This is a genomic window from Streptomyces sp. NPDC004435 (assembly GCF_042873895.1).
In the GTDB taxonomy this organism is placed as follows: Bacteria; Actinomycetota; Actinomycetes; order Streptomycetales; family Streptomycetaceae; genus Streptomyces.
The window spans coordinates 21,728-48,369 of record NZ_JBIAMB010000029.1; the positions used below are offsets into that span (position 1 = coordinate 21,728).

General features: G+C 74.2%; 23 protein-coding genes and 1 riboswitch. Of the genes, 7 read left to right on the top strand and 16 right to left on the bottom strand.

Annotated elements, in window-relative coordinates; all coding sequences use genetic code 11:
* The first annotated feature begins 57 nt into the window (after window positions 1-57).
* Window positions 58-1,596, top strand: a complete 1,539-nt coding sequence (locus tag ACFYT9_RS35905; protein WP_387275659.1) for an amino acid permease — start codon at window positions 58-60, stop codon at window positions 1,594-1,596.
* 55 nt (window positions 1,597-1,651) lie between these two features.
* Here the strand turns inward: ACFYT9_RS35905 and ACFYT9_RS35910 are convergent, their stop codons facing one another.
* A complete protein-coding gene (locus tag ACFYT9_RS35910) occupies window positions 1,652-2,461 on the bottom strand; it encodes a winged helix-turn-helix domain-containing protein (protein WP_389170560.1) in 810 nt (269 codons plus the stop codon).
* 181 nt (window positions 2,462-2,642) lie between these two features.
* On the opposite strand from ACFYT9_RS35910, the gene ACFYT9_RS35915 reads away from it, so the two are divergent.
* Window positions 2,643-3,983, top strand: coding sequence for a DUF2252 domain-containing protein (locus tag ACFYT9_RS35915; RefSeq protein WP_389170563.1), 1,341 nt, complete (start codon window positions 2,643-2,645; stop codon window positions 3,981-3,983).
* Window positions 3,984-4,007: 24 nt separating this feature from the next.
* Here ACFYT9_RS35915 and ACFYT9_RS35920 read toward each other — a convergent pair whose 3' ends face one another.
* The 4 genes from ACFYT9_RS35920 to ACFYT9_RS35935 form a co-directional block, all read right to left on the bottom strand.
* Window positions 4,008-5,399: an NAD(P)/FAD-dependent oxidoreductase gene (locus ACFYT9_RS35920; protein WP_389170566.1), complete on the bottom strand. Its 1,392-nt coding sequence runs from the start codon at window positions 5,397-5,399 to the stop codon at window positions 4,008-4,010.
* Between the two features lie 161 nt (window positions 5,400-5,560).
* On the bottom strand, window positions 5,561-6,112 hold the full coding sequence (locus ACFYT9_RS35925; protein WP_389170569.1) for a PadR family transcriptional regulator: 552 nt from the start codon (window positions 6,110-6,112) through the stop codon (window positions 5,561-5,563).
* 47 nt (window positions 6,113-6,159) lie between these two features.
* The gene (locus ACFYT9_RS35930; protein ID WP_387275649.1) at window positions 6,160-8,184 is read right to left on the bottom strand and encodes an FAD-dependent oxidoreductase; all 2,025 of its coding nucleotides are present in this window, start codon (window positions 8,182-8,184) and stop codon (window positions 6,160-6,162) included.
* Between the two features lie 254 nt (window positions 8,185-8,438).
* Complete coding sequence (locus ACFYT9_RS35935; RefSeq protein WP_389170572.1) at window positions 8,439-9,434, bottom strand: helix-turn-helix transcriptional regulator; 996 nt, start codon at window positions 9,432-9,434, stop codon at window positions 8,439-8,441.
* A gap of 148 nt (window positions 9,435-9,582) precedes the next feature.
* Between ACFYT9_RS35935 and ACFYT9_RS35940 the strand changes: the two genes are divergently transcribed.
* Complete coding sequence (locus ACFYT9_RS35940; protein ID WP_389170575.1) at window positions 9,583-13,341, top strand: S8 family serine peptidase; 3,759 nt, start codon at window positions 9,583-9,585, stop codon at window positions 13,339-13,341.
* 93 nt (window positions 13,342-13,434) lie between these two features.
* On the opposite strand, the gene ACFYT9_RS35945 is transcribed toward ACFYT9_RS35940, so the two are convergent.
* From ACFYT9_RS35945 to ACFYT9_RS35990, 10 genes are all read right to left on the bottom strand, one after another.
* On the bottom strand, window positions 13,435-14,277 hold the full coding sequence (locus ACFYT9_RS35945) for an ATP-binding cassette domain-containing protein (protein ID WP_389170578.1): 843 nt from the start codon (window positions 14,275-14,277) through the stop codon (window positions 13,435-13,437).
* Window positions 14,274-15,023 (bottom strand): cobalt ECF transporter T component CbiQ, encoded by a 750-nt coding sequence (gene cbiQ / locus ACFYT9_RS35950; protein ID WP_389170581.1) that lies wholly within the window; start codon window positions 15,021-15,023, stop codon window positions 14,274-14,276. The genes ACFYT9_RS35945 and cbiQ overlap by 4 nt, the downstream gene beginning before the upstream one ends.
* A gap of 6 nt (window positions 15,024-15,029) precedes the next feature.
* Window positions 15,030-15,374: an energy-coupling factor ABC transporter substrate-binding protein gene (locus ACFYT9_RS35955; RefSeq protein WP_387275639.1), complete on the bottom strand. Its 345-nt coding sequence runs from the start codon at window positions 15,372-15,374 to the stop codon at window positions 15,030-15,032.
* A complete protein-coding gene (locus ACFYT9_RS35960; protein WP_376606179.1) occupies window positions 15,374-16,069 on the bottom strand; it encodes an energy-coupling factor ABC transporter permease in 696 nt (231 codons plus the stop codon). The genes ACFYT9_RS35955 and ACFYT9_RS35960 overlap by 1 nt, the downstream gene beginning before the upstream one ends.
* 28 nt (window positions 16,070-16,097) lie before the next feature.
* Window positions 16,098-16,292: riboswitch (cobalamin riboswitch) on the bottom strand.
* Window positions 16,293-16,485: 193 nt separating this feature from the next.
* Window positions 16,486-16,893, bottom strand: a complete 408-nt coding sequence (locus ACFYT9_RS35965; protein WP_376595421.1) for a PTS-dependent dihydroxyacetone kinase phosphotransferase subunit DhaM — start codon at window positions 16,891-16,893, stop codon at window positions 16,486-16,488.
* Window positions 16,890-17,525 carry a dihydroxyacetone kinase subunit DhaL gene (gene dhaL / locus ACFYT9_RS35970; RefSeq protein ID WP_389170585.1) on the bottom strand — a complete coding sequence of 212 codons (636 nt, stop codon included), beginning with the start codon at window positions 17,523-17,525 and terminating at the stop codon, window positions 16,890-16,892. The genes ACFYT9_RS35965 and dhaL overlap by 4 nt, the downstream gene beginning before the upstream one ends.
* Before the next feature lie 7 nt (window positions 17,526-17,532).
* The gene (gene dhaK / locus ACFYT9_RS35975; protein WP_389170588.1) at window positions 17,533-18,525 is read right to left on the bottom strand and encodes a dihydroxyacetone kinase subunit DhaK; all 993 of its coding nucleotides are present in this window, start codon (window positions 18,523-18,525) and stop codon (window positions 17,533-17,535) included.
* A gap of 447 nt (window positions 18,526-18,972) precedes the next feature.
* Window positions 18,973-19,593, bottom strand: coding sequence for a hypothetical protein (locus ACFYT9_RS35980; protein WP_389170591.1), 621 nt, complete (start codon window positions 19,591-19,593; stop codon window positions 18,973-18,975).
* 32 nt (window positions 19,594-19,625) lie between these two features.
* The gene (locus ACFYT9_RS35985; protein ID WP_389170594.1) at window positions 19,626-20,900 is read right to left on the bottom strand and encodes a hypothetical protein; all 1,275 of its coding nucleotides are present in this window, start codon (window positions 20,898-20,900) and stop codon (window positions 19,626-19,628) included.
* Window positions 20,897-21,466, bottom strand: coding sequence for a hypothetical protein (locus ACFYT9_RS35990; RefSeq protein ID WP_389170596.1), 570 nt, complete (start codon window positions 21,464-21,466; stop codon window positions 20,897-20,899). Before ACFYT9_RS35990 ends, ACFYT9_RS35985 begins: the two co-directional genes overlap by 4 nt.
* Between ACFYT9_RS35990 and ACFYT9_RS35995 the strand changes: the two genes are divergently transcribed.
* The gene (locus ACFYT9_RS35995; protein WP_389170598.1) at window positions 21,465-21,896 is read left to right on the top strand and encodes a hypothetical protein; all 432 of its coding nucleotides are present in this window, start codon (window positions 21,465-21,467) and stop codon (window positions 21,894-21,896) included. The genes ACFYT9_RS35990 and ACFYT9_RS35995 overlap by 2 nt on opposite strands.
* A 108-nt stretch (window positions 21,897-22,004) precedes the next feature.
* Here ACFYT9_RS35995 and ACFYT9_RS36000 read toward each other — a convergent pair whose 3' ends face one another.
* Entirely contained in the window at window positions 22,005-23,483 is a 1,479-nt protein-coding gene (locus ACFYT9_RS36000; protein ID WP_389170601.1) for a hypothetical protein, read from the bottom strand.
* Window positions 23,484-24,034: 551 nt separating this feature from the next.
* On the opposite strand from ACFYT9_RS36000, the gene ACFYT9_RS36005 reads away from it, so the two are divergent.
* The 3 genes from ACFYT9_RS36005 (at window position 24,035) to ACFYT9_RS36015 (ending at window position 26,436) form a co-directional block, all read left to right on the top strand.
* Complete coding sequence (locus tag ACFYT9_RS36005; protein WP_389170604.1) at window positions 24,035-24,172, top strand: hypothetical protein; 138 nt, start codon at window positions 24,035-24,037, stop codon at window positions 24,170-24,172.
* A gap of 69 nt (window positions 24,173-24,241) precedes the next feature.
* A complete protein-coding gene (locus ACFYT9_RS36010) occupies window positions 24,242-24,922 on the top strand; it encodes a TetR/AcrR family transcriptional regulator (RefSeq protein WP_389170607.1) in 681 nt (226 codons plus the stop codon).
* The gene (locus ACFYT9_RS36015) at window positions 24,919-26,436 is read left to right on the top strand and encodes an MFS transporter (RefSeq protein ID WP_389170610.1); all 1,518 of its coding nucleotides are present in this window, start codon (window positions 24,919-24,921) and stop codon (window positions 26,434-26,436) included. The genes ACFYT9_RS36010 and ACFYT9_RS36015 overlap by 4 nt, the downstream gene beginning before the upstream one ends.
* The last annotated feature ends 206 nt before the right edge of the window (window positions 26,437-26,642 follow it).

A 26,642-nucleotide genomic window follows, 5' to 3' on the forward strand; every position in this document is an offset into this window, starting at 1 on the left:
CCTCCTGACCGCTCCGCCCCACCGCTCACCCCGCCCCGTCCTCCGGAGGTTCCCCCGATGCCCCGCACCGCCCCCACGGACGCGCGCCGCAAGGCGCCCGCCGCCGCGTTACCCGACGAGGAGGCCCGGCTGCGCGAGCTGGGCTACCAGCCGGTGCTGGCCCGCCGGATGGGCGGGTTCGGCAACTTCGCCATCAGTTTCTCGGTCATCTCCGTCCTCTCCGGCTGCATGACCCTGTACGGCTTCGGGCTCGGCACCGGCGGCCCCGCCGTCATGCTCTGGGGCTGGGCGGGCGTCGGCCTCTTCGTCCTCTGCGTCGGCCTCGCCCTCGCCGAGGTCACCAGCGCCTACCCCACCTCGGGAGCCCTCTACTACATGGCCGACCGGCTCGGCGGCCGTCGCTGGGGCTGGTACACGGGCTGGCTCAACCTGCTCGGCCTGCTCGGCGCGATCGCCGGCATCGACTACGGCGCCGCCCTCTTCACGGGCGCCTTCCTCAACCTCCAGTGGGGCTTCACCCCCACCCCCGGCTCCACCTTCCTGATCTTCCTGGCGATCCTGCTGCTCCACGCCGTCCTCAACCTCTTCGGCGTCCGCCTCGTCAGCGTGCTCAACTCGATCAGCGTGTGGTGGCACCTGACCGGCGTCGCCGTGATCGTCGGCGCGCTCGCGATCGTCCCCGACCGCCACCAGTCGGCCGAGTTCGTCTTCACCGAGTTCGTCAACGACACCGGCTGGGCCAACCCGTTCTACGTCGCCGCGATCGGACTGCTCCTCGCCCAGTACACCTTCTCCGGCTACGACGCCTCCGCCCACCTCTCCGAGGAGACCGCCAACGCCTCCGTCACGGCGGCCAAGGGCATCGTCCGCGCCATCTGGGTCTCCTGGATCGCCGGCTTCGCGCTCCTCGCCGGACTCACCTTCGCCATCCAGGACTACGCGGGCACCGTCGGCAGCGCCACCGGCGTCCCGCCGGCCCAGATCCTGCTCGACGCCCTCGGCACCGGCGGCGCCACCGCCCTGCTCCTCGTCGTCATCGTCGCCCAGCTCTTCTGCGGCAACGCCGAGGTGGCCGCCGCCAGCCGCATGGTGTTCGCCTTCAGCCGCGACAACGCTCTCCCGGCCTCCGCGACCTGGCGGAAGGTCAGCCGCCGCACCCGGACGCCGGTCCCCGCCGTCTGGCTCTCCGTCGGCGCCGCCGCCGTGCTCGCGCTGCCCTCGCTGTACTCGGCGACCGCGTACGGCGCGGTCACCGCGATCAACGTCATCGGCATCACGCCCGCCTACGCCATCCCGATCCTGCTCCGGCTGCGGGCCGGGCGCGACTTCACGCCCGGCCCGTGGAGCCTCGGCCGCTGGAGCCGTCCGATCGGCTGGGTCGCGGTCGGCTGGGTCGCGGTGGTGACCGTCCTCTTCTGCCTGCCCCAGAAGAGTCCGGTGACCGTCGACACCATGAACTACGCGGTGATCGCCCTCGCCGTCGTGCTGCTCCTGGCGACCGTCTGGTGGTACGTCGCCCGCCGCTCGTACGGCACGCCGACGCCGTACGGCGGCACCGCCCGCGAGGAGGCGGAGATATCGGAGGGGCTCGTCTGACGGCCGGGAGTCCGGACGTTCGGAGGCTGTGTCCTACGGCCGTGGGGCCGGACGGTCAGAGGCTGTACTCGTAGGTCCACGCCGCCTCCTGGGCCGAGAAGTCGATGTCCGTGACCTCCAGGACGTGCCCGTGCTGATCGCTCACCACCCGGTGGACGCTCAGCCGGGCCGTGCCGCCGGCCGCCGTCCCCGCGGTGGCGGACGGCACCCGGACCGACTCCCGGTGGGTGACCCGCAGCCCCGCCTTGTGCATCCAGTGGTAGAGGAGCCGCAGGTCGGGCCGGCTGACGCAGGGCCGGGCCCGCCGGTAGCGGGCCAGCTGCGGGATCTCGTCCAGCGCCGGCCGGGAGAACCAGGACACCGCCCGCTGGAGCTCCCGGCCCTGCGGGGCCAGCACCCGGTGACGGTGCACCAGCGTCGGCTCGCCCGGCGCGAGGAGCAGCCTCGGGGCCAGCGCCGCCGGCGGCGGCTCCCAGCCGAGCGAAGCCCGCACCAGGGCCTCCGCCGCGCGCGATCCGCCCGGGAAGACCGGCCAGGCGGCGGACGGCGCCGGGGGCTCCAGAGGCGCTTCCCCGTCGGGCTCCGGCCCGGTCGCGGCGAAGGTGCCGCGCCGGTCGGTCACCACCAGCCTTTCCTCCCGCAGCAGTTGGAGCGCGCTGCGGACGGTCTGCCGGTTGACGTGGTACCGCTGCGCCAGGGATCGTTCCGAGGGCAGCCGGCCGCCAGGGGCGAGTGCCCGGCGGCCCAGGTCGTCCCGCAGGGCGGCGGCGACCCGCAGATAGCGCGGGACCTCCTCCTCCGGCGGGGATTCGGGTACGAGGCGGGAATCGGGCCGGTAGTCGGGCACGGCTTGAGGTGCGGCCATGATCAACCCCTTCTTCGCTCAGCGTGACAGCGCGGGCCGTATGGGTGATCAATTCCTATCATTGGTCTAAACCATTTTGCTAGGGCGACCGTGCAGAGTGGCCGAAACCCGCGTCGCACCCTGTAATGGGGACCAGGCGACAGCACCGGCCCAGCCGGTGACGGAACAGGGGTGAGGCCGGATGACGACGCCCTCGGAGCAGGCCCGCCGGGGCCGCGCGGCCCGCAAGCGGGTCCCACGCTCCTCCCACGGCCGCTGGATACCGAGTTCCCAGCGCCCCGACCCGCTGACCGTCCTGGAGCGCCAGGCCGCCGACCGGCTGCCCGACCTCGCCCCCGTGCGGTACGGGCGGATGGCCGCCTCCCCCTTCGCGTTCCTGCGCGGCGCCGCCGCCGTCATGGCCGCCGACCTCGCCGCCACCCGCAACACCGGACTCACCGTCCAGCTCTGCGGCGACGCCCACCTGCTCAACTTCGGGGTCTACGCCTCACCCGAACGGACGCTCCTCTTCGATGTCAACGACTTCGACGAGACCCTGCCCGGACCCTTCGAGTGGGACGTCAAGCGCCTCGCGGCCAGCATCACCGTCGCCGCCCTCCAGAACGGCGGCTCCCGGCCCAAGGCCCACCGCGCCGCGCTCGTCGCCGCCGAGTCGTACCGCACCACCATGCGCCGCCTCGCCGGCCTCGGGGAGCTCACCGTCTGGTACGAGCGGATCGACGCCGACGAACTCGCCGGCCTCGTCCGCCCCGGCGAACGCGACCGGGTGGCGCGCGGTCTCGCCAAGGCGCGCCGCCGCACCAGCCTCCAGGCCCTCGACAAGCTCACCGTCCCCGACGGCGACGGCGGCCGCCGGATCGCCGAGGACCCGCCGCTCCTGGAGCGCGTCGCCGATCTGGACCGGGCCACCCTCGGCAAGATCTTCAGCGACTACCGCAGCTCGCTCTCCGAGGACCGGCGCCTCCTCCTCGACCGCTACCGCTTCCGCGACGCCGCCCGCAAGGTCGTCGGCGTCGGCAGCGTCGGCACCCGCTGCTTCGTCGTCCTCCTCGAAGGCCGCGACGAGCGCGACCCGCTCATCCTCCAGATCAAGGAGGCGAGCCGCTCGGTGCTGGAGGCGTACCTGCCGCCCACCGCCTACCCGCACCAGGGCCGGCGCGTCGTCTGCGGCCAGCGCCTCACCCAGGCCGCCAGCGACATCTTCCTCGGCTGGATGACCGGCCCCGAACAGCGCCACTTCTACTGGCGCCAGCTGCGCGACATGAAGGGCTCCGCCGAGGTGGAGTCGATGACGCCCGCGATGCTCCGGGAGTACGCCCGGCTGTGCGGGCGCGCCCTGGCCAGGGCCCACGCCCGCTCCGGCGACCGCGTCGCCATCGCCGCCTACCTGGGCTCCTCCGACGTCTTCGACCGCGCGGTCGCCGACTTCTCCCTCGCCTACGCAGGCCAGAACGCCGACGACTACGGCAGCCTCGGCGCGGCCATCGCCGCCGGCATGATCACGGCGGCCCCGGGGGTCTGACCCCGGAGCCGCCGCCGCGATGCGTCAGCCCCCGAGGCGCAGCGGGGGCTCCGCCGGGGTCTCGGGGACCGGTGAGAACAGTGCCGCCCGCATCACCGAGGGGGCGAACAGGCCGGTCAGCGGCGCCGTCAGGGTCAGGGCCGCGCGGAACGGCACACCGACCACGGCGTCGCCCGCCGCCCGCTCCTGGACCCGCGCCAGATACCAGCCGGTCACCCGGTCCATCGGCCGGGACCGGGCCGCGTCGCCCGTCGCGCCCGGCATCTTCTTGTCCGCGCCCGCCGAGATGTCCCACGCCTGCCGGGACGCGTCGAGCACCGCCCGCTGCACCCGCCGGGTGGTCGGGACCCGCCGGGTGTCCGCGAGCGCCTGGCGCAGCGCCACCGCGCCGAGCGCCGCGGTCGCCATGCCCTGCCCGTAGATCGGGTTGAACGCGCACAGCGCGTCGCCGGTGGCGAGGAAGCCGGCCGGGCGGCGGCCCGGACGGTCGTACCGGCGCCGGATGTTGGCGGTCCGCCGGAAGCCGTGCACGGGTCCGGCCGGCTCCGCGCCGGCCAGCCACTCGCTGATCACGGGGTGCGGGAACCGCTTGGCGTACTCCTCGAACTCCCCCTCCTCGGTGGGTGGTTCGTCGCCGCGCAGGCCCGAGAAGGTGACCATGTGCAGGCCGTCGCCCAGCGGGACGATCACCCCTCCGTAGGGCTGCTGCGGGCCCGGCACGATGTAGTAGCCGAGCGCGTCCGTGGCCGGCACCGCGTCGGTCGCCCGGTAGACCCGCGAGCTGTAGGCGAGACCGGTGTCGAGGGTCTCCTCGTGCGGCGCCTCCGCGCCGATCGCGGCCAGCCAGTCCGCCGCCTTGGTCGACCGGCCCGAGGCGTCCACCACGAGGTCGGCGGCGAGCGTACGGGGCTCCCGCCCGGCGCCCGTCCCGCGCTCCCGCAGCCGGACGCCCGTGACCCGGGCGGCGGTGCCGGTCAGGCCCACCGTCTCGGTGCCCTCGACGAGTTCGATGCGGGGGTCGGCGAGCACCCGCTGCCGGACCAGCCACTCCAGCTGGGGCCGCGGGCCGCTGTAGAAGTGCGCGGAGGCGGGAAGCCGGGTGAACCACTGGCCGGCCTGCCACTGGACCATGTCCGTCGGCATGGCGACCTCGGGCGCGCCGCGTTCCCGCAGCTCGTCCATGAAGCCGGGCAGCAGTTCGTCGAGCGCCCGCTGGCCGCCCGCGATGAGCACGTGCAGGTGCCGCCCCTGCGGCACTCCGGGCCGGGCGTCCGGCCCCTCCGGGAGTCGGTCGCGCTCGACGACGGTGACCCGCTCCGCGTGTTCGGCGAGGGCCCGCGCCGCCAGGAGTCCGGCGAGACTTCCCCCGATGACCACCGCGTGACGAGTCCCGCGGTGCCCCAAGTCGTCGGCCATACCCGCCCTTTCGTTTCGTGGACAAGACGTGATACCGACCAGTATCCACGCAGGGGAGGGGGCGGACCCGCGCTCGGCGGGGGCGGAAGGAGGCGGGTCGGGGGCGCGGGCGGCCGCCCCTCAGTACCCTCGTTCCCCCTGCCGCTCCTCCGGCCCCGGTGTCACTTGCCGGCGCCCGGTTCGGGGCCCAGCGTGCCGAGCGCCGAGGTCACCCACTCCACCCAGAAGCGTTCGAGGTCGATCCCGCCGCGCAGGACGAGGTGGCGCAGCCGGTCGGGTTCGGTCAGGCGTCGCTCGGCGGGGAAGTCCCGTCGCTCGATGGCGCGGTACTCGTCGAGCTGGGCGCGGTGCAGGGCGAGGTGGCGCTCCAGTTCGGCGCGGAGTCCGGCCGAGCCGACCACGGCCGCGGCCCGCATCCGCAGCAGCAGCGCGGACCGGAGCGCCTTCGGGTCCTCGGCCGCGCCGACCCACTCCCGCAGGAACTCCCGCCCCGCGGGCAGCACTTCGTACTCCTTGCGCTGCCCGCGGACGGGCACGGGGGAGGGCAGGGCGCGGATCTGCCCCGCCTCCTCCAGGCGTCCCAGCTCGCGGTAGATCTGCTGGTGCGTGGCCGACCAGAAGTAGCCGATCGACTTGTCGAAGCGGCGCGTCAGTTCGAGGCCGGAGGACGGCTTCTCGAGCAGCGCGGTGAGGATCGCGTGCGGGAGGGACATGCTCGCATCCTAGGTTCGGCCGGTCCCGGCGATCATCGGCCCGCCCGTCACAGGGCGGCGGCCAGCCGGGTGCCCTGGTCGATGGCGCGCTTGGCGTCCAGCTCGGCGGCGACGTCGGCTCCGCCGATGAGGTGCGCCGGGCGGCCGGCGGCGACCAGTTCCTCGTACAGGCCCCGCTGGGGCTCCTGGCCGGAGCAGAGGACGATCGTGTCGACCGGCAGCACCTGCCGCTCGCCGTCGATGCTGAGGTGCAGGCCCTCGTCGTCGATCCGGTCGTAGCTGACGCCGGCGACCATGGCGACGCCGCGGTGCTTGAGCTCGGTGCGGTGGATCCAGCCGGTCGTCTTGCCGAGCCCGGCGCCGACCTTGGAGGTCTTGCGCTGGAGCAGGTGCACCTGGCGCGGCGGTGCGCCGCGCTCGGGCGCGCGCAGGCCGCCCCGGTTCTCGTAGGCGGTGTCGACGCCCCACTGGCGGAAGTACGTCTCGGGGTCCTGGCTCGCGCCCTCGCCGCCGTCGGTCAGGAACTCGGCGACGTCGAAGCCGATGCCGCCGGCGCCGATGATGGCGACGCGCTCGCCGACCGGCGCGCCGTCGCGCAGCACGTCGAGGTAGCTGACCACGCTCGGGTGGTCCTGGCCCTCGATGCCGGGGTCGCGGGGGGTGACGCCGGTGGCGACGACGACCTCGTCGTAGCCGTCGAGGTCGGCGGCGGAGACGCGGGTGCCGAGGCGGACGTCGATGCCGTGCTCGGCGAGCTGGACGCGGTAGTAGCGCAGGGTCTCGTCGAACTCCTCCTTGCCGGGGACCCGCTTGGCGACGTTGAGCTGGCCGCCGATCTCCGCGGCGGCGTCGAAGAGGGTGACGGAGTGGCCGCGTTCGGCCGCCGAGACGGCGCAGGACAGGCCGGCCGGTCCTGCGCCGACGACGGCGATCCGCTTGGCGAGCCGGGTGGGGGAGAGGACCAGCTCGGTCTCGTGGCAGGCGCGCGGGTTGACCAGGCAGGAGGTGATCTTGAGGCTGAAGGTGTGGTCGAGGCAGGCCTGGTTGCAGCCGATGCAGGTGTTGATGGTCTCGGAGCGCCCGGCGGCGGCCTTGCTGACGAAGGCGGGGTCGGCGAGGAAGGGCCGGGCGAGCGAGACGAGGTCGGCGCGGCCGTCGGCCAGGATCTCCTCGGCGACCTCGGGGGTGTTGATGCGGTTGCTGGTGACCAAAGGCACCGACACGGCGCCCATCAGCTTCTTCGTCACCCAGGTGTAGGCGCCGCGCGGGACGGAGGTGGCGATGGTGGGGATGCGGGCCTCGTGCCAGCCGATGCCGGTGTTGATGATGGTCGCGCCGGCGGCCTCGATCTCCTTGGCGAGCCGGACGACCTCCTCCAGGGTCGAGCCGCCGGGGACGAGGTCGAGCATGGAGAGCCGGTAGACCACGATGAAGTCCGTGCCGACCCGCTCGCGGATCCGGCGGACGATCTCCAGCGGGAAGCGGACCCGGTTCTCGTACGAGCCGCCCCAGCGGTCGGTGCGGTGGTTGGTGGCGGCGGCGATGAACTCGTTGATGAGGTAGCCCTCGGAGCCCATGACCTCGACGCCGTCGTACCCGGCCTCCTTGGCCAGCTCGGCGCAGCGCGCGTAGTCCTCGACGGTCCGCTCGACCTCGGCGTCGGTCAGCTCGTTCGGCACGAAGGGGCTGATGGGCGCCTTGATCGCGCTCGGCGCGACCAGCGCGGAGTGGTAGGCGTACCGGCCGAAGTGGAGGATCTGCATCGCGATCCGGCCGCCCTCGGCGTGCACGGCCTCGGTGATCAGGCGGTGCTCGGCGGCCTCCTCCGCGGTGGTCAGCTTGGCGCCGCCGTCCCACGGCCGGCCGGCCTCGTTGGGCGCGATGCCGCCGGTGACGATGAGGCCGACGCCTCCGCGGGCCCGCTCGGCGTAGAAGGCGGCCATCCGCTCGAAGCCGTGCTCGGTCTCCTCCAGGCCGACGTGCATCGACCCCATGATCACCCGGTTGGGCAGGGTGGTGAAGCCGAGGTCGAGCGGGCTGAGCAGATGCGGGTACGGGGTCGTGGCGGTCACGGGGCGCCTCCTCGCGCAGGGATCGTCGCACCCTGTTGTAGGCGACCCGCCCCCGCTTATGCAACTAGTTGCAGAAGATTCGGGGTGTGATGGTTACTACTCGGTAGGGCGGCTCGGTCCTGGACGCCCGCATCGCGGCGGAACGGTGGAGGTGGGCCGTTGCCCCCTCACGGCGCCCCCGGCAGAGGCGGACCGTGTCCGTGCCGCCCCTCACGGCGCCGCGGTGGGGGTGTGCCCTGTCCGTGCCGTCCCCCTCACGGCGCCCCCGGCGGGCCGGCGATCCAGCCGTGCTCGTACGCGCACCAGCCCAGCTGGATCCGGGTGGACGCGCCCGCCAGCTCCATCAGCCCCTTCACCCGCCGCTTCACCGTGCGCAGCCCGAGCCCCAGCTGCTTGCCGACGCTCGCGTCGGTCATGCCGAGCAGCAGCAGGGCCAGGATCCTCAGGTCCGTCGCGTCGGGACCGGCCGGCTCGTCCTCGACCAGCTCCCCGCCCCGCCCGAGCTGGACCGGCAGCGCGTTCCGCCAGACCCGCTCGAAGGCGTTCATCAGCAGGTCCAGCACGCCGCTCGCGTGGACCACCAGGGCGGAGGGCTCCGCCCCTCCGTCGCCCAGCGGCACCATCGCCAGGGCCCGGTCGGCCACCACCAGCTTCGTCGGGACCTTCTCGGTCAGCCGGACCTCCTGCCTGCGCCCGAGCCCCAGCGCCAGCTCGGACAGCTGCCCCGGCAGCGCCAGCGCCTCGCGCTCCAGCACCACCCGGTAGGCGACGCCACGGGCCACCGCCGCGTCCTCGACCGGGTTCTCCGTCGGCGTCACGGCGACCGGGACACCGGTCACCAGCACGCACAGCTCCTCCACCGCGCCCATCTGCAGCTGGAGGAACCGGTGCGCGACCGCGCTCGCCCCCGTCACCACCTCCACCAGATCGTGCACCGCGGGGTCCGAAGCCTCCGAGCGGTAGACGTCCGCGAGCAGCGCCGCCGCCCGCTCCGCCCCGTCCAGCACCTGCCGCTGCCGGGTGAGCAGTGCTCCCAGCGCCACCCCGGGCGGCGCCGGCACCCAGCGGTCCGCCCCGGCGTACGGCCGGGCCGCGAGCCCCCGCTCCTCCAGCCGGCACAGCACCCCGGCCACGGCGCCCTCACCGAGACCGAGCCGCCGGGCCAGTCCGGCCGGATCGGCGCCGCCGAGCCGGACGAGGGCGCGGTACGCCGCCTCCTGCGTGTCGTCGAGTCCGATCGCTCCGAGCACCTGGACCCCCCTTCCGGAGGGTGTCCTTCCACCGCTCGTGTGGCGGGAAACGGTCGTGGCACCTTCCCGCCCCGCGCTCGCTGTTCCGCCCCTCCCGCGCCCTTTGCCAAGGTGTCGCCACCGCACCAGCAACGATCAAGGGAGAACGATGCGCCGGATATCGCGTACGGCCCTGGGGGCGGCGACCGCCGCCGTCCTGGCCGTCACCGCGCTGACCCCGTCCGCTGCCGCCCGACCGGAGACCCCGGACGGCGACCGCCCCCTCGTCGGCACGGCGGAGGCCGCCCGGCACACGGGCGCCCCCGTGACCGTCACCCTCGTCACCGGCGACCGCGTCCTGGTCGCCGCGGACGGCACCGGGCGGGCCACCGCGACGGCGCTGCCCCGCGAGGACGGCGGCGTCCCGCTCCTGGAGACCCGCCACCACGGCGGGAACCTGTACGTCTACCCCGACGGCGCCGCGGGACCGCTCGCCGCCGGCCGCGTCGACGAGGAGCTCTTCAACGTCACCGGCCTCATCCGGCAGGGCTACGACGACTCCCGCACCACGGCCCTCCCGCTCATCGCCGTCTACGACTCCTCCGTCGACGTCGCCCGCGCCGTCCCGGCCTCCCCGCGCGGCGCGACCCGGGGCCAGGCCCTCCCCGCCGCGCACGGCGTCGCGCTCACGGCCGACAAGGAGGAGGCCGCCGCCTTCTGGGCCGACATCACCTCACCCCGCTCCCGGGCCGGCGCCGACGTCCGGAAGATCTGGCTGGACCGCAAGGTCGAGGCGACGCTCGAACACTCCACCGCCCAGGTGGGCGCCGACCTCGCCTGGGCCGCGGGCTTCGACGGCGAGGGCACCAAGGTGGCCGTCCTCGACACCGGCGCCGACACCGGGCACCCGGACCTCAAGGGCCGCGTCAGCGCCTCCCGCAACTTCACCGACTCCCCGGACGCCACCGACCGCCAGGGCCACGGCACCCACACCATCTCCACCGTGGGCGGCTCCGGCGCGGCGAGCGACGGCCGGAACAAGGGAGTCGCCCCGGGCGCCGAACTCCTCAACGGCAAGGTCCTCGGCGACGGCGGCTCCGGCGCCACCTCCTGGATCATCGCCGGCATGCAGTGGGCCGTCGACCACGACGCCGACATCGTCTCCATGAGCCTCGGCGACCCCACCCCCACCGACTGCACCGACCCGATGAGCGCCGCCACGGAGCAGCTCGCCCGCACCACCGACACGCTGTTCGTCGTGGCCGCCGGAAACACGGGCCCGGGACTGAACTCCGTCTCCTCGCCCGGCTGCGCGCCCAGCGTCCTCACCGTCGGCGCCGTCGACCGCGACGACTCCACCGCCCCCTTCTCCAGCCGCGGCCCGACCGCCGCGACCCACACCCTCAAGCCCGAGATCGCCGCCCCCGGCGTGGGCATCTCCGCCGCCGCCGCGGGCGGCCGGGGGATCTACGCCTACCGCGCGATGTCCGGTACGTCGATGGCCACCCCGCACGTCGCGGGCGCCGCCGCCGTCGTCAGGCAGCGGCACCCCGACTGGACGCCCCGGCAGATCAAGGCCGCCCTCGTCTCCTCGGCGAAGGCCGACATCCCCGGCGACGCCCGCGAGACCGGCGCCGGCCGCCTCGACGTCAAGGCGGCCCTCGACGCGACCGTCCTCGGCGCCCCGGCCGTCCAGGGCGGCTCCTTCCGCTGGCCCCAGAGCACCGCCGACCGCACCACGGTCACCCTCCCCTACACCAACACGGGCGACCGGCCCGTGAAGCTGGACCTGGACCTCCGGGCCGTCACCGGCAACGACGGCTCCCGCATCCGCTCCCGGATCGCGCGCCTCGGCGACGACCGCGTCACCGTCCCCGCCGGAGCCACCGCCGAGGTCCCGCTCACCCTGGACCCGGCCGCACGCCTGGACGCCGCCCAGTACGGCGACATCACCGGCCGCGTCCTCGCCACCGGCGACGGCGTCCACGTCTCCACCCCCTTCTCCCTCCACGTGGAGCCCCGCACCGTCACGCTGCGGGTGAAGACCGTCGACCGGCTCGGCAACCCCGCCGCGGGCACCTCCGCGCTCGACGTCGTCAGCACCGACACCGCCACCGGCGAACGCCGCTACAACCAGGGCGCGGCGGAGCAGACGTACCGGCTGCGCCCCGGCAGCTACTTCCTCTCCTCCTTCGTCGTCACTCCCGACCGCGGCGAGGGAGCCGGGCTCGCCGACTCCATCACCTACCTCGGCCGCCCCGAGATCGAGCTGACGAAGGACACCACGATCGTCCTCGACGCCCGCCGGGCCCACCGGCTGAAGCCGCGCACCGACCGGCCGACCGAGGTGCGCAGCGGGCTGCTCGGCTTCTCCCGCTCCTGGGACGACACCTGGGGCCACTCCGGGACCCTCTCCGGCGGCCGCACCGTCCGCGGCTACTACGCCTCCGTCGAAGGCCGCGCGCGCGACGGGGAGTTCGGCTTCACGAGCTACTGGCGGGCCGCCGCGCCCCTGCTCTCCGAGTTCGGCGTCGTCGGCGGCGGGAGCCTGCACCCCCTCACCGCCTCGGCCGGGTCGGTCAACCTCGACGGAAAGGGCCGGGCACCCCTCGTCGACGCCGGCACCGGCACGCCCGCCGAGCTCGCGGCCGCCGGGGTCCAGGGCAGGATCGCCCTGGTCCGGATCGCGGACGGCGCGACCAGCGTCTCCGTCCAGGCCCGTGACGCCAGGCTCGCCGGCGCCAAGGCCGTCCTCACCCACCGCACCGCCCCCGGCCGCTGGCAGCCTTCCCCCGGCGCCTCCCCCGAACTCCCCGTGCTCGCCGTCGAGTCCGCCGAAGCCCGGTCCCTGCTGGACCGGCTGGCGGCCGGCCCGGTGACGCTCCGCTGGCACGGCGCCGCCAAGAGCCCGTACACGTACACCCTCGCCTTCCCGGAGCGCCGCGAGATCGACGAGGACCGCACCTACCGCGTCGACGACGACCGGCTCGCCCGGACCACCTCGACGTACCGCTCCATGGGCGTCGCCGCCGACTACATCGACGCCGCGCTCGCCGGCCGTCCGGACGGCTCGCAGGTGCTCGTGCCCTTCGACGGCGTCGCGGTGCCCGGCACCCGGACCGACTTCCAGACCCCCGGCGAGACCTGGCAGCGCTACCTCTCCAGCAGCTTCCCCTGGGGCGAGTTCATGGTCGGCGCACCCCGCACGCCCGAGCCGGGGGAGCGGCGCGACGAGCACTGGTACGACGGCGTCGTCACCCCGCGCGCCCCGATCGACGCCGACGGCCGGCCCCGCCTCGCCGCCGAACGCCAGGGCGACCTGATCGGCGTCTCCACCGCGATGTGGGGCGACGGCACCCACCACGGTGAGGCCGGATCCTTCGGAGACATCGGCAACCTGAAGCTGCGCCTCGACGGTGAGCAGATCGGACGCTCCGTCTACCCGTACGGGGTCTCCGACGTCCCGGCCGAGGAAGGCGCCTACGAACTGGAGCAGTTCATCCAGAAGATCAGCGCGCCGGCGAAGGTCTGGCAGCGGTCGACCTCGGTCGCCACCGTCTGGCGGTTCCGCTCCGCACGTGACGAGAACGTCCACTCCCAGCCCGTCCCGCTCCTCTTCCCCCGCGTCGGGCTGCCCGAGGACGCGGCGAAGACGCTCCCCGCCCGCCCCGGCCAGAAGCTCGCCCTGAAGGCGACCGGCCACGGCGGCTACACCCCCGGGGCTCTGGTCTCCGCCTCGCTGTCGTACTCCTACGACGGCGGCGCGACCTGGACCGAGGCCCCGGTCGCCCGGCACGGCGGCACGTGGACCGCGACGGTGGACCACAGCGGAGCCACCGGCAAGCAGGTCACCCTGCGCACCGAACTGACCGACGCGAACGGCAACTCCGTCCGCCAGACGGTCACCCGCGCCTACGACGTGCGCTGATCCACCCCGGAGCCCCGCCGGACGCCCGCCCACCGGGCGGACGCCCGGCGGGGCCTCCCCGCGCCGTAACCCCGGGGCGCTCCCGACGGGCCCTCAGCCCACCCGGTCCAGCAGGGCGTCCAGATCCTCCGCCGTCCGGGGGCCCGGTACGCCCTCCGGCAGCAGCCCCCGCTCCCTGAGCAGCCGCTCGACCGGCACCGCCCACGGACGTCGCAGCCGGGCCGCGTCGAGCAGGGCCTCGTCCGCGAGGAGCACGGCGGCCGGGCCGGTGCGCAGCCCGGCGGGGGAGAGCACGGCGGCCTCGTCGGCCCACCGCAGCGCCAGGTCCACGTCGTGCGTGGCCATGACCACCGTGGTGCCCGCCGCCCGCAGCCGCTCCAGGGTCTCCAGGAGGCGCTCCTGGCCGTGCGGGTCGAGGCCCGCCGTCGGCTCGTCCATGATCAGGACCCGGGGCCGCATCGCGACCGCGCCGGCGATCGCCGCACGCTTGCGCTGCCCGTACGACAGCAGGTGCGTCGGCCGGTCCGCGAGCGCCGTGATGTCCAGCGCCTCCAGCGCCTCGGCGACCCTCAGCCGCACCTCCTCCTCGGGCAGCCCCAGGTTCATCGGCCCGAAGGACACGTCCTGCGCCACCGAGGCGGCGAAGAGCTGGTCGTCCGGATCCTGCACCACCAGCTGCACCGAGGTCCGCAGCCGGGTCAGCCCCTTCCGGTCGTACGCCACTTCCGTACCGTCCAGGAGCAGCGCCCCCTCCCCGCAGCGCAGCCCGCCGCTCAGCAGCCGCAGCAGCGTCGTCTTCCCGCCGCCGTTGCGCCCGAGCAGCGCGATCGCCCGGCCCTCCGTCACCGCGAAGGCGACACCGGAGAGGACGGCCGGCCCGTCCTCGTACGCGAAACCCGCGCGCACCAACTCCACGACCGGGGTGGGGGCCGTCATGCGAGGAACCTTTCCAGTACGAGGGTGAGGGCGACGAGCCCCGCGAGGAGGCCGGCCGTCGCCGCGAGGAACGGGCGGGAGACCGGGGCCTCGGGCAGCAGCACCCGCAGCGTCCCGTCGTAACCGCGCCCGGCGAGACCGGTCTGGAGCCGCTGCGCCCGGTCGAAGGCCCGCACGAACGAGGTCGCGCCGAGCCCGGCCAGCGACCGCCACACGGCCGCCCGGGTCGTTGCCCCGAGCCGCGCCGCCTGCGCCTGACGCACCTTGGCCTGGGCGTCGAGCAGCAGGAAGACGATCCGGTACATCACCAGGGCCACGTCCACCACCGGCGCCGGCACCCCGGCCCCGACCAGGCGCGGCAGCACGTCCGACACCGGTGTGGTGAACGCGAACAGCAGCACGCCCAGCGAGGCCGACGCCGTCCGCAGCAGCAGCTCTCCGGCGTGCACGGGCCCGTCCGGAGCCCAGGCCACGGCGCCCCCGGGCCCGCCCACCGCGAACAGCAGCGGAACGGCTCCGGTGACGCAGAAGCCCAGGGGGATCCGGAAGGCCCGCCACAGCTGCCGGCCCGGCACACCGGCCGGGCCGAGCAGGACGGCGAGGGTGGCCGCCGCGATCAGGGGCGCCCCCGGCCACGGCGGCAGACACACCGCGCAGAGCGTCAGACCGAAGCCGAGCGCGGCCTTCTCCGCCGGATGACGGCGGCGCCAGCGACTGCTGTGCGCCGCCGCGTCGATCGGCAGCATCCGCGGCTACGCGTCCGCGCCCGGGGCGCCGCTCTCCTCACGGGCCGCGGCCCGCTCCTCGCCCTGCCGGCGACCGCGCCGCACGCCGAAGTAGTAGGCGAGGACACCGGCGCCGAGGGCCGCCTGGAGGGCGAACAGCGCCGACTCGATCTCGCCGGACGGCGGCTCGTAGAGCGGGCTGAACCACGGCTCGTAGTCCGGCTTGATCTCGGTGATCGCCGTCTCGGCCTCCGCGTCCGCGCCGGCGAACGGCTCCTCCTTGTGGTCGCCGAGCCCGAGCACCAGGGGCAGGACCGCCAGCGCCGCCACGAGCGCCAGCAGCAGGGTGTTGATCTTCGCGTTCCGGCTCATCACGCCGCCGCCTCCTCGCGTCGCTTCGACTCCGTCCGGGTGAGCACGCCGAGACGCAGCAGGTCACCCTTGCTGGACTGCATGAGCAGCCGCACCACCAGCACGGTCAGCAGGCCCTCGCTCACGGCGAGCGGGATCTGCGTCACCGCGAAGATGGAGCCGAACTTCGCCAGCGACCCCGCGATGCCGGTGCCCGGGTCGGGGAAAGCGACGGCCAGCTGGACGCTGGTCACGCAGTAGGTGGACAGGTCGGCGACGAACGCGCCGAAGAAGACGCTCACCATCAGCGGCGCCCCGGACCGCTTCAGCAGCACATAGGCGCCGTACCCCGCCCAGGGGCCGACGATCGCCATCGAGAAGACGTTCGCCCCCAGCGTGGTCAGCCCGCCGTGGGCGAGCAGCAGCGCCTGGAAGAGGAGCGTGATGGTGCCGAGGACCGCCATGATCGGCGGCCGGAACAATATCGCGCCCAGTCCCGTACCCGTAGGGTGGGAGCAACTGCCCGTCACCGACGGCAGCTTGAGCGCGGACAGGACGAACGTGAAGGCGCCGGCGGCGCCGAGCAGCAGGGTGGACTCGGGGTTGGCGCGCACCTCGCGGGTGAGCGCGCGGACGCCGTGGACGACGAACGGGGCCGATGCGACGCCCCAGGCGGCCGCATGGACGGGGGGCAGATACCCCTCGGCGATATGCATGATCGGGAGACCCTCTCCAGCACCTCGTGGATGGACAACGCGCCCTGGCCGGTCTCCTGGCTGACGGTCATGACGCCCGACTCCGCCTTCCCATCCCGCGACGGTCTCCCGCGGCGGAACAGTGGCTTCCCCGAGGGGATGGAGCCGGACCTCCCGATCACAGTGGCGAGGGCCGCACCGGTACTGCACCGGTTTCCCGAACACCAAGGCGGTGCGACATTAGTGTGTTGACCTGCCTCATCACAATGCGGGGTCGGTCACTCGCGCTCGGACATCTCCCAAGGCCCGGCGCCGTGCGGGACCCGTTGTCAGACCCCCGCACTAGCGTGGACGTGTCCTAGTGCGTTGCTGCTGCTCGGACGAGGGCGCCCCGGCGGCGTGGAACCCGGCCGGGGCGCCCCGCTTACCTGCGGGCGTCAGACCTTGCGGTAGGCGTACGCCTCCGAGGCCGCCGCCGCGACCGCGTCCAGGTCCCCGCCGGCGCTCGCCGTCACCAGCGCGGCCACCGCGCCCTCCACGAAGGGCGCGTCCACCAGCCGGGTGCCCTCCGGAAGCTCGTCGCCCTCCGCGAGGAGCGCCTTCACCGTCAGTACGGCACTGCCCAGGTCCACCAGGACGGCCACCCCGGCGCCCGCGTCGACGGCCTTCGCGGCCTCGGCGATCAGGTCGGCGCTGGTGCCGAGCCCTCCGCCGGGCCCGCCGCCCGCCGCCGCGACCGGCGCCAGGTCGCCGCCGCCGGCGAGCCCCCGGGCCAGGTCGGCGACCGCCTCCGCGACGGCGCCGCTGTGCGAGACCAGCACGATCCCGACCCTGCCCCCGCTCACCGCCCCGCCCCCTCTCCTGTTCCGGCCGCCTCCGCCGTCTCCGCCAGCGCGGCGAAGAGCAGCGCCGAGGAGGTCGCCCCCGGATCCTGGTGGCCGACCGACCGCTCCCCGAGATAGCTGGCCCGGCCCTTGCGGGCGCGCAGCGGGACGGTCGCGAGCGCGCCCTCGTCGGCCGCGGCGCGCGCCGCGGCGAAGGACTCGGGCAGCGCCGCCACGGCGGGGGTCAGCGCGTCCAGCATCGTCTTGTCGCCCGGTACGGCTCCGCCGAGCTGCCCGACGGCGGCGACCCCGGCCGCGAGCGCGTCCGCGAGCTCGGCCCGCGTGACCTCCCCGCCCTCGCCGAGCGCCTTGCCGGCCCGGCGCAACAGCGTCCCGTAGAGCGGCCCCGAGGCCCCGCCCACCGTGGAGATCAGCTGCCGCCCGGCGGTCACGAGGACCGCGCCCGGTGTCGCGGGCGGCTCCTTCGCCAGCGTGTCGGCGACGGCGGCGAACCCGCGCCGCAGATTGGCGCCGTGGTCCGCGTCGCCGATCGCCGCGTCCAGCTCGGTCAGGCGCCCGGCCTCCCGCTCCACCGCCGCCGCCACGGCCGCCATCCAGCGCACCGCGAACGCGGCGCCGTACGTCTCCGTCATCGTCCCCTCACCGGCCCCATCGCAGCGCGGCCGTCGACACCGGCGCGTCCCACAGCCGCAGCAGCTCCTCGTCCGCCGCGCACACCGTCACCGAGCACCCCGCCATGTCGAGCGAGGTCACGTAGTTCCCGACCAGCGTCCGCGCCACCGGCACCCGGCGCGCGTCGAGGACCCGCCGCACCTCGGCGTTGAACCCGTACAGCTCCAGCAGTGGCGTCGCCCCCATGCCGTTCACCAGCAGCAGCACCGGATCCGACGGCCGCAGGTCGTCGAGGACCGCGTCGACGGCGACCTCGGCGATCTCCCGCGCGGTCATCATCCCGCGCCGCTCCCGCCCCGGCTCGCCGTGGATGCCGACGCCCAACTCCAGCTCCCCGGGCGGAAGGTCGAAGGTCGGGCTGCCCTTGGCGGGCGTGGTGCAGGCGCTCAGCGCGACCCCGAACGACCGCGACCGCGCGACCACCCGCCGGGCCAGCGCCTCCACCCGCTCCAGCGGGGCGCCCTCGTCGGCCGCCGCCCCGGCCAGCTTCTCCACGAAGAGGGTGGCCCCGGTCCCGCGCCGCCCCGCCGTGTACAGGCTGTCGGTCACGGCCACGTCGTCGTCGACGAGCACCCGGGCGACCTGGATGCCCTCGTCCTCGGCGAGTTCGGCGGCCATCTCGAAGTTCAGCACGTCACCCGTGTAGTTCTTCACCACGAACAGCACCCCCGCCCCGCTGTCCACCGCCGCCGCGGCCCGCACCATCTGGTCCGGCACCGGCGAGGTGAACACCTCCCCGGGACACGCCCCGTCGAGCATCCCCGGCCCCACGAACCCCGAGTGCAGCGGCTCGTGCCCCGACCCGCCCCCCGACACCAGCGCGACCTTCCCGGCCACCGGCGCGTCCCTCCGCACCACGACCCGCCGCTCCACGTCCACGGTCAGCTCGGGATGCGCCGCGGCCAGTCCGCGCAGGGCGTCGGCGACGACGGTCTCGGGCACGTTGATCAGCATCCTCATGGATACCTCCTGGTGAGGCTGGCAGGCAGGTGGCTGAGCAGGTTATTTGCAGGTCAGAGTGGGCGAGACCGGTTGTTGATCTCGGTGCCTGATTGACCATCAGGGGCGCGTCGGGCTGGGCGCACTTTGCACCTGTGCATGATGGCGCAATTATCCGCTGGGAGGGTGGTCGCGCACCGGTGCGTCGCGGCCGCAAGCGGCCGATCCCGTGCCGGCAGGCTTCGTGCGGCGCCCCGGGGCTCAGTCGAAGCGGGGGGACGACGGGTTTGAAGCCCTGGCGCGCTGCTTGCCGTGCGCACGGACTCGGCATTCGACGCTCATTCGCGACTACGCAGGGGTCGAAGCCGCGGTGGTGGGGGACGGCATCGCCGCGTTCCGCCTGCTCGGCGGGCACCGGCGGGCACCGGCCGGCACCGGCCGCCCTCGGGTGGCGGCCGGTGCCGGCCCTCAACCCGAAGTACCCTCCCAGACCGTCACGTCGAGGGTGAGGGCGTGCAGGTCCGCCCGCTTCACCTGCAAGAACCCGTAGCGGCCTTGAACGGTGCGGAAGCACCAGACCGTCCCGTCCGGCAGCGGGACGGTCTCCTGGGTCGACAGGGGCTGGAGCAGGGCCGAGCAGGTGCTTCGATCGGGACGCTCCGGAGGTCCTGGCCAACTCGCGGCCCCCGCGCCGGGCTTGAAGGTGAGCCGGCTGAGCTCGACCCGCAGGTCCGTCGCCGGCTCACTCGACGAGGCGGATCCGCGACCTCCGGACGGCTCGTCGTCCAGGTCCTGGTAGGTGTCGACGTCCAGTCTGACCCCTCCCGCCCAGCGGACCTGTCCCGTGTCATCCCTCTCGCCACCCGTACCGGTACCGCCGTCCGCACCCTCACCCGTACCGCCGTCCCCGCCCGTACCGGCATCCGCACCCCCATCCGCACCCGCATTCGCTCCGTCCGTGCTCCCCGCGGGCTCCGAGGCGGGCGGCGGCTCCGGGGTGGTGTCGCTCCCGCTGCAGCCGGTGGTGGCCGTCAGCAGGATCGCGACGAGCAGGGCTGTCCGCGCCAGCACGGCCCGAGTGGTCGTCATGTCGTTCCTCTCTTGTCCGACCCCTGCCGGGATCAGTGGTGTTCAGGCGGGCAGGCTTTGGCTGTGTACGCGGGCGCGGGCGCGTGCAGCATCGGGAGCGCGTCCGTCCTGATCGCCCAGATCCCCTCGGCCCCGCTCGCCCACAACACCTCGCCGTCGAGCAACAGGTGGTCGGCCGACGGCGTCGAGGGACAGACCCAGGGAAGGCCGTCCTGCGGCACGAGGTCGTCCACGACCGCCGACCCGTGGCCGGGTGGACCGGCTCCCTGGAGGCCGATTCGGACCAGGCCGGACGTCAGCGCGGCCCAGGCCTCGTCCTGATGGGGGACCAGCTGCTCCAGCACGAAGTCCGTCCGGCCGGCGTACACCGACGGGGCCCGGGTGCGTACGGTCAGCGTCATCGGATCCAGCGTGAGGAGGACCGTCGCGTCCCGCTCTCCCACGTGGAGCAGCAGAGCCCCGTACACCAGCGTGCCGGCGTCGATGACGCCGGCACCCTTCCCGAAGTCCTCGGTCCGGCGGACACGCACCACCTTGCCCTGCGCCGGATCGACCGCGGTCACCGCACCGGCCGTCACCGCGTAGACCATGTTCGGGCCGGCGGCCAGGGCGACAGGGCGGTCCGACCGGAGCCCGACCGGAAGGTCGGACAGCACGGTGCCGCGCACCGGGTCGATCCGCACCAGTCGCACGCTCAGGCGATCGGGGGAACCCGTGGGACGCGGCCCGGGTGCCAGCACCCAGACCGAACCGAAGGCCGCGAACATGGGCTCCGCGAAGACCCACTGCTCGTCGATCCGCTCGTTCAGCCGGATCCGCGCCTGCGGCGCCGCTCCCGGGTCGTCCAGCAGGGCCTTCGGGTCATGGCGCAGCACCTCGTGAGCCCCCGCGACCCAGAGCGAGCCGAACGCCTGGAGGACACTGCGGGCCGCGGCCGTGACCCGTACCCGTGGGACGGCCGCGTCCTCGGCCCGCGTCGGGATCGTCGTCATGCCGCGCAACGAGGACAGCGGCCGTCCCGTGAACGACGCGTGATCGGGGGCGGGCCACCAGAGCGCGCCCCCGGCGATGGCCACGGGGCCGCCGGTCTCCGAGGTCTCCACCAACTCGATGCGCCCGCCGGGCTGGTAGCGCTCCGGCGCCGGCGCGGTACCGGCGCCGGAGCCGGAACGGTCACCCGCGCCGGAACCGGTCGTCGGCGCGGGGCGAGTGCCGTCGGCGCAGCCGGCTGCCGTCAGCAGGGCGAGCGCCAGCAGCGCGGTCAGCGCACACCGCCTGGCCCCCCGAAAGGGCCCGGTACCGCTCACCGGCTCTCGCAGCCGTCCGAGAGCCCCTCGGAGAGGGTCGTCCGGTCGGGCCCCCAGAGGCAGCGTGCCGTCCGGGCGGACGTCCCGGTGAGCCGGAACGGCTGACCGTCACGCTTGAGCACCAGCGTGCCGGTCTTGCCGTCCGAGGCCCAGTCGATCTCCAGGTGCCACCGGACGTCGTTCCGCTCGCCGTGGGCCACCACCGCGAACAGCTCGGACTCGCCCTTCGACACCTCGTAGGGGAAGTCGATCGCCTTGCCGTCCGCGTCGACCCCCACCGCCTTCGCTTTCGGGGACGCCTCGTCGAGGTCGATGTCGAGGTGGCGGAGCTCCTTCGGGCCGCCGCAGCCGACACCGGTCCAGGTGCCGCTCACCGGCGCCTCCCGGCTGTCCACCACCACCCGGATCTGACGCAGCACCACCTGCGCCTCGGAGGTGCCCTGGACCAGGAAGCCGAACTCGTCCCTGGCCGCCGGTACGCCTCCGAGGTCACGGGCCCAGGCGGTCAGGGGCTCGCTCCCCGGGGCCTTGAGCCCGGCGGAGGAGCCCGGCACCATCCAGCTCATGGCGCACTCGTCCGACCCGCCCGACCACAAGGCCGCCTTCGGAGCCGTCTGCGGCTTCGAGAACCAATTGCCCAAGGGCGTGGCGAAGATCGTGGCGATCGCGGTGATCAACCCGACGCCGAACCCGCCGGCCACCACCAGCCTGCCCGCGCTCCGGCGCATCCGGATCCACCGGCGCCGCCGCGCCAGGCGGCTGCCACCGGCCGATGACGGCGCGGCCGGTCGGGGGGCGGCCGGCTGCGTGGTGGCCTGTTGTGGTGTGGTCGACTGCGCTGTGGTCGACTGCGCTGTGTTCGGCTGGGGTGTGGTGGGCTGTGGCGTGGCCGGTGGTGGCGCGGACGGTGGTAAGGGCGCGCCGCCCTGGGGTGGTACGCCCTGTGGTGGCCCCCCGGAGGGTGCCCCTCCCGGGGGCGGACCGCCCTGCCCGTGAGCACCCGGTGGCTGGCTCATGCGTTCTCCGTCCGCCGTCCTTCGTTCTTGCGGGGTCATGTGCTGCGTCAGGTGCCGTGCCGTGTGATGCGGTACGGGACGGGCGGCGTCAGCAGACGTCGACCAGCGCGCTGGGTGCGGCCATCCATGACACCCGCCGCTCGGCGAGGTGCACCAGGACGCCGCTCTCTCCGTCCTGGGATTCCGCCAGCACCAGTTCACCCTGGTCGGACTTGTCGGCCGGGCTGCCGGGGGCCAGGGCTCTGACCTGTTCCCGGGTGGTGCCCAGGGCGATTCCCTGGACGGTCCGAAGCCGTGCCGGGTCCTGCTCGGTCGCCCCGGCGGCCTCCTGCCGGACGTCGAAGGAGCGCGCCGTCGCCGGGTCCCGGCCCGGTACGGTCAAGGTGATCCCGTCCCAGCGCAGCTCGGTCCGGTCCGGTACGCAGATTCCGTCGCCCGCCCGGAACAGGGGCGCGGCGGGGGCACCGTACAGCGCGGTCAGCGCGGCGATCGCCCCGGTCGGGCTCGCGTCGTAGCGGAAGGCCTTCTCGACCGTGCGTTCGTCCGCCATCAACTCCAGCGCCTGTGGCCGCAGTCGCAGCGATTCCGCGGGGGTGCGCCCGGTCGGCGCGGGAGCTCGGTCCGGGTCGAGTACGGCGATGTCGCGCACCGGTGCGTCCAGGGTCGCGAGCTTGGTCCAGCCCAGGAGGTCGGTGCCGGCCCAGACGCCGCGCCCGGCGTCGCCGACCGGCGGGGTCGAGGCACCCGCCGCGGCGTTGGCCGGTCCGGACGGCGGGCCGTCGACGGCGAGCCAGGTGTCGCCGCCCCAGGTGAGTCCGGTCGGCACCGCCTCCCGTACCTCACCCTCGGGCCTCTCCCAGATCACCCCGTCCGCACTGGTCGCGACCACGGCGCTGGGCGTGGCCTCGCTCCCGGGCCGCGGGTCGCGTCCGCCGATGACCGCGAACCGGCGTCCGTCATGGGCGAGTCCGGCTGTCCGGCCGAGGCCGAGCAGCGCGTTCGGGATAGTGCCGTCCCGTCCCTGCGGCTGTTCCTCCTCCGGCATCCGCGTCCACGACGCGCCCCGGTCGATGCTGCTCAGCAGGTGCGCCCCGCACAGACTGGCCCCCGCGCAGTCGTGGACCAGCATCAACCACCGGCCGCCGCCGTGGGCCACCGCGAGGGGCCGGTGACCGTAGCGCCCACCGTCCGCTTCGTGACGGGTCACCAGGTTCCAGGTCCTGCCGTCGGTGCTCCGGTAGACGACGATCGCACCGGCGAAGTCCTCCACGTCCCGCGCGCGGCCGACGGCGAGCCAGGTGCCGTCCGGGCTGTGGGCCACATCGACCAGCGGGTCGGGGACCGTCACAGGATCGTGCCACCGAAGCCCGTTCGCGCTGCGGAGCACGCCGCCGCGCCCGCTCGGGTCGACACCCACGGCCACCGCGAGCCCCGCGGAGGCGGCCACTCCGAAGTAGGCGGAGTCACCGGACGCCGTCTGTCGCAGGTTCCGTCCGTCGGTCCCGGCCCGGACGCCGCCGGAGCGTGAGGCCTGCGTACGGTCGGCCTCACCGGTACCGGTGACCACCAGCACCACTCGGCCGGTGGCTTTGGTGTCCGGCCCGACGTCGGCTCCTCCCGGCCCGCCGTCAGGCCCGTCCCCGCCCGACCCCGTACAGGCCGGTACCAGGGCGACCGCCAGCAGCGCTCCCCACCACCTGCCCGCGGCGGATCTGCCCCCGACGGACCCCTCGGATCGCCACCAGCGCGTGACCACCGTCCACCCCCCAGCCGAACAGGCCGCTCCCCGTCGGCGTCCCCACGCCGGCGGCCTTGCCGGACGACCATCCCACCCTGGGCCGCCCCACAAAGGCGGCAAGTACCCTCCGTCATCAAACTGAAACTTTTCGTGATCGACAGGCTCGCCGGCGGCCGATACCGCGCGCTCGGCGATCCGCCCGAGCCCCTCGACCGGGCGGCGCTCGACACCGGGCGTGCAGCTGTCGGCATCCCCGCCGTGAAGGCCCGCCGCCTGACCTGGCGTGCTGTCGAAACGCTGCCGGAACGATCCGAGGGGAGCGTCGCCATTCTGAGGGGGAGTACTCATGTGGACGAGAGGCGCACGATGGAATCTGGCGTATGGACGCCTCCTCGCCCGTGTCGGCTGATCCCTTCCTGCCGCCGGTCCTGACCGGGTTGGTCGTTCTCGTCCTCCTTGCGATCGTCGCGGTGTCTGTCTGGGGTCTCATCGGCTTCGCGGCCGGCCACCTCGTTTGAAGCGCGTCGCTGTTCGACGTCGGCGGCCTGAGGGTAGACACTGTCTACGGAGATTGGTAGACAGTGTCTATGGAGATGGAGAAACCTCTGCGGGAACGGCTGGTCGACATCGGCGTCGAGCTCGTGACGACCGAGGGCTCTGCGCCGGTCGGGCTGCGCGAGATCGCCCGCCGGGCCGGCGTCTCGCACGGGGCGCCACGTCGGTACTTCCCCACGCATCAGGCCTTGTTGTCGGCGATCGCCCAGCGCGGCTTCGAGGACCTGGGGGCGCGGTGCGTGGCCGCGATCGCCGACAGCGCGTCGCCACGGGCACAACTGCGGGCCGTCGCGCGGGTCTACGTGGGGTACGCGCTGGAGCATCGCGGCATGTTCGAGCTGATGTTCCGCCACGACCTGCTCGACAGCGTGGAGAACGGCGACGGCGAGCGACACCTGCGCAAGGCGACCCTCCCTCTCTTCGAGCGGGTCGTCGCCCTCGTGGCGCAGTGCCAGGCGGAGTCGAACACCGCTCACAGGCCCGGGACGACGCATGGAGCCGTACCGACGCGTGTTGCCGTACCGCCGCCGACCGTGACGGCTGCCGCCCTGTGGGCGAACCTGCACGGCATCGCGCAACTGTGGGCGTGGGGGAGCCTCCAGCTCGCCATCGGTGCCTCGCCACCCGACGGTACCGACGGCACTCCTGACGACGACCTGCTCGAACCACTCATCACAGCCGTACTGACCGCGCACCTGGGCACGGGCGCATGACCGCGCGTTCGCGGCCTCACCGCGCCCTTCTGGTCAGCGCGGCCGGCGCGATGCTCGTCGCGCTCGACGGCACGGTCCTTCTCGTGGCACAGCCGAGCCTGCAGCGCGATTTCGACGCGAGCGTGGAGCTGACCCAGTGGACGAGCACCGGCTACATGCTCGCGGTGGGCTCACTTCTCGTGATCGCGGGCCGCCTCGGGGACCGGTACGGGCATGCGCGGCTGCTGTTCATCGGCCTGCTCGGATTCGGTGCCGCGTCGGCCGGCATCGCGCTCGCGCCGTCCATCCCCTGGGTGATCGCCCTGCGCGTCGTCCAGGGCGTGTTCGGGGCACTGCTCCAGCCGGCGACCCTCGCTCTGCTGAGGCTGACGTACCCGCCGGCCGGCATCGGGAGGCCGATCGCCATCCGTACCAGCGCCATCGCGGCGGCCGCGGGGGCGGGTCCGGTGCTCGGCGGCGTCCTCGTCGCGTACGGCGGTTGGCAGGCGGTGTTCTGGCTCAACGTCCCCATCGCCTTCGTGATCGCGGCGCTCGCCCTCACCGTCCGGCCGCCGAGCCCGGAGCGGATCGCCACGCGACGCCTCGACCTCGCCGGTGCGACCCTGCTCGCGGCCGCGCTCGCACTCCTCGTCCACACACTGGCCGGGGTACCGCAGCGCGGATGGACCGCGCCGCCGACAGTGCTCGGACTGGTCGGCGCCACAGCGCTCGCGGCGGCGCTCACCTGGCACGAGCGCCGCACCGCGCATCCGACCGTGCCGCACGAGGTGGCGCGGTCGGTGCCGGTGACCACATCGATGGTGATCCTTCTGGTGATCTCCGCCGGCCTGTTCGGCACCCTCTTCACGGCGACGTTCTACCTCCAGGGCGTACTCCGCCTCGACGCGCTCGCCTGCGGCCTGTACGTCCTTCCGCTGACCGTGCTCATGGTGCTCGGCGCGCCGGTGGCCGCCACCGCACTGCGCAGATACGGGGCCCGCGCAGGCGCGACGGCCGGCACCGCTCTCGTCGTCGCCGGCATCGTCGGGCTGTCCGGTGTCGGCCCGTCGACCACCTGGACGTACACGGCAGCAGCCTTCGCCGTACTCGGCGCGGGATTCGCCGCCGTGATGGTCACGGCCACCGGAACCGTCGTCGGCGACGCGCCACCCGGGTACGCGGGGGTCGTGGGCGGGCTCAAGCAGACCGCCATGAACATCGGCCCGACCCTCGGCATCGCAGTGGCCGCCGGCGCCGGGGCCTCCGCCGGCTCCACCCTCACGACGGCGACGTTCTCTGCGTCGATGGGCCCCGCCTTGCTGGTCCTCGCCGGATTCTCGGCCCTCGGTCTGATCCCGGCGCTGCTCCTGCCCTCACGCCCGTCCCGCAGGTCGCCGGTCGAAGTGCCGGACAGCAGGAGGTGCGTCGATGAGGTCGGCGTCCGTCCGGGCGAGGCCGACGACTCCTTCGAGGGCGGGCGTTCGGTCGAGGGCGTCGACGAAGCGGGCGCAGGCGCCGCGCGGTTCCTGACGTGACCAGCGCGGCGGCCGGCCGGACGGCTCCAGCGTGGCTCACGGGCGCCGGCGCGGGTCGCCGGAGCTGCCGCGTGCCGGCCGCGTCGGGGGCGTGGAGGTCGTAGGGACATCGGGACGTCGGGACGTCGAGTCGATCCGCGCCGAACTTGCGCTGAATGATGGTGTGTTGGCTGTCGACGCTGATGTTCTGGTTCTTGTGGTCCGTT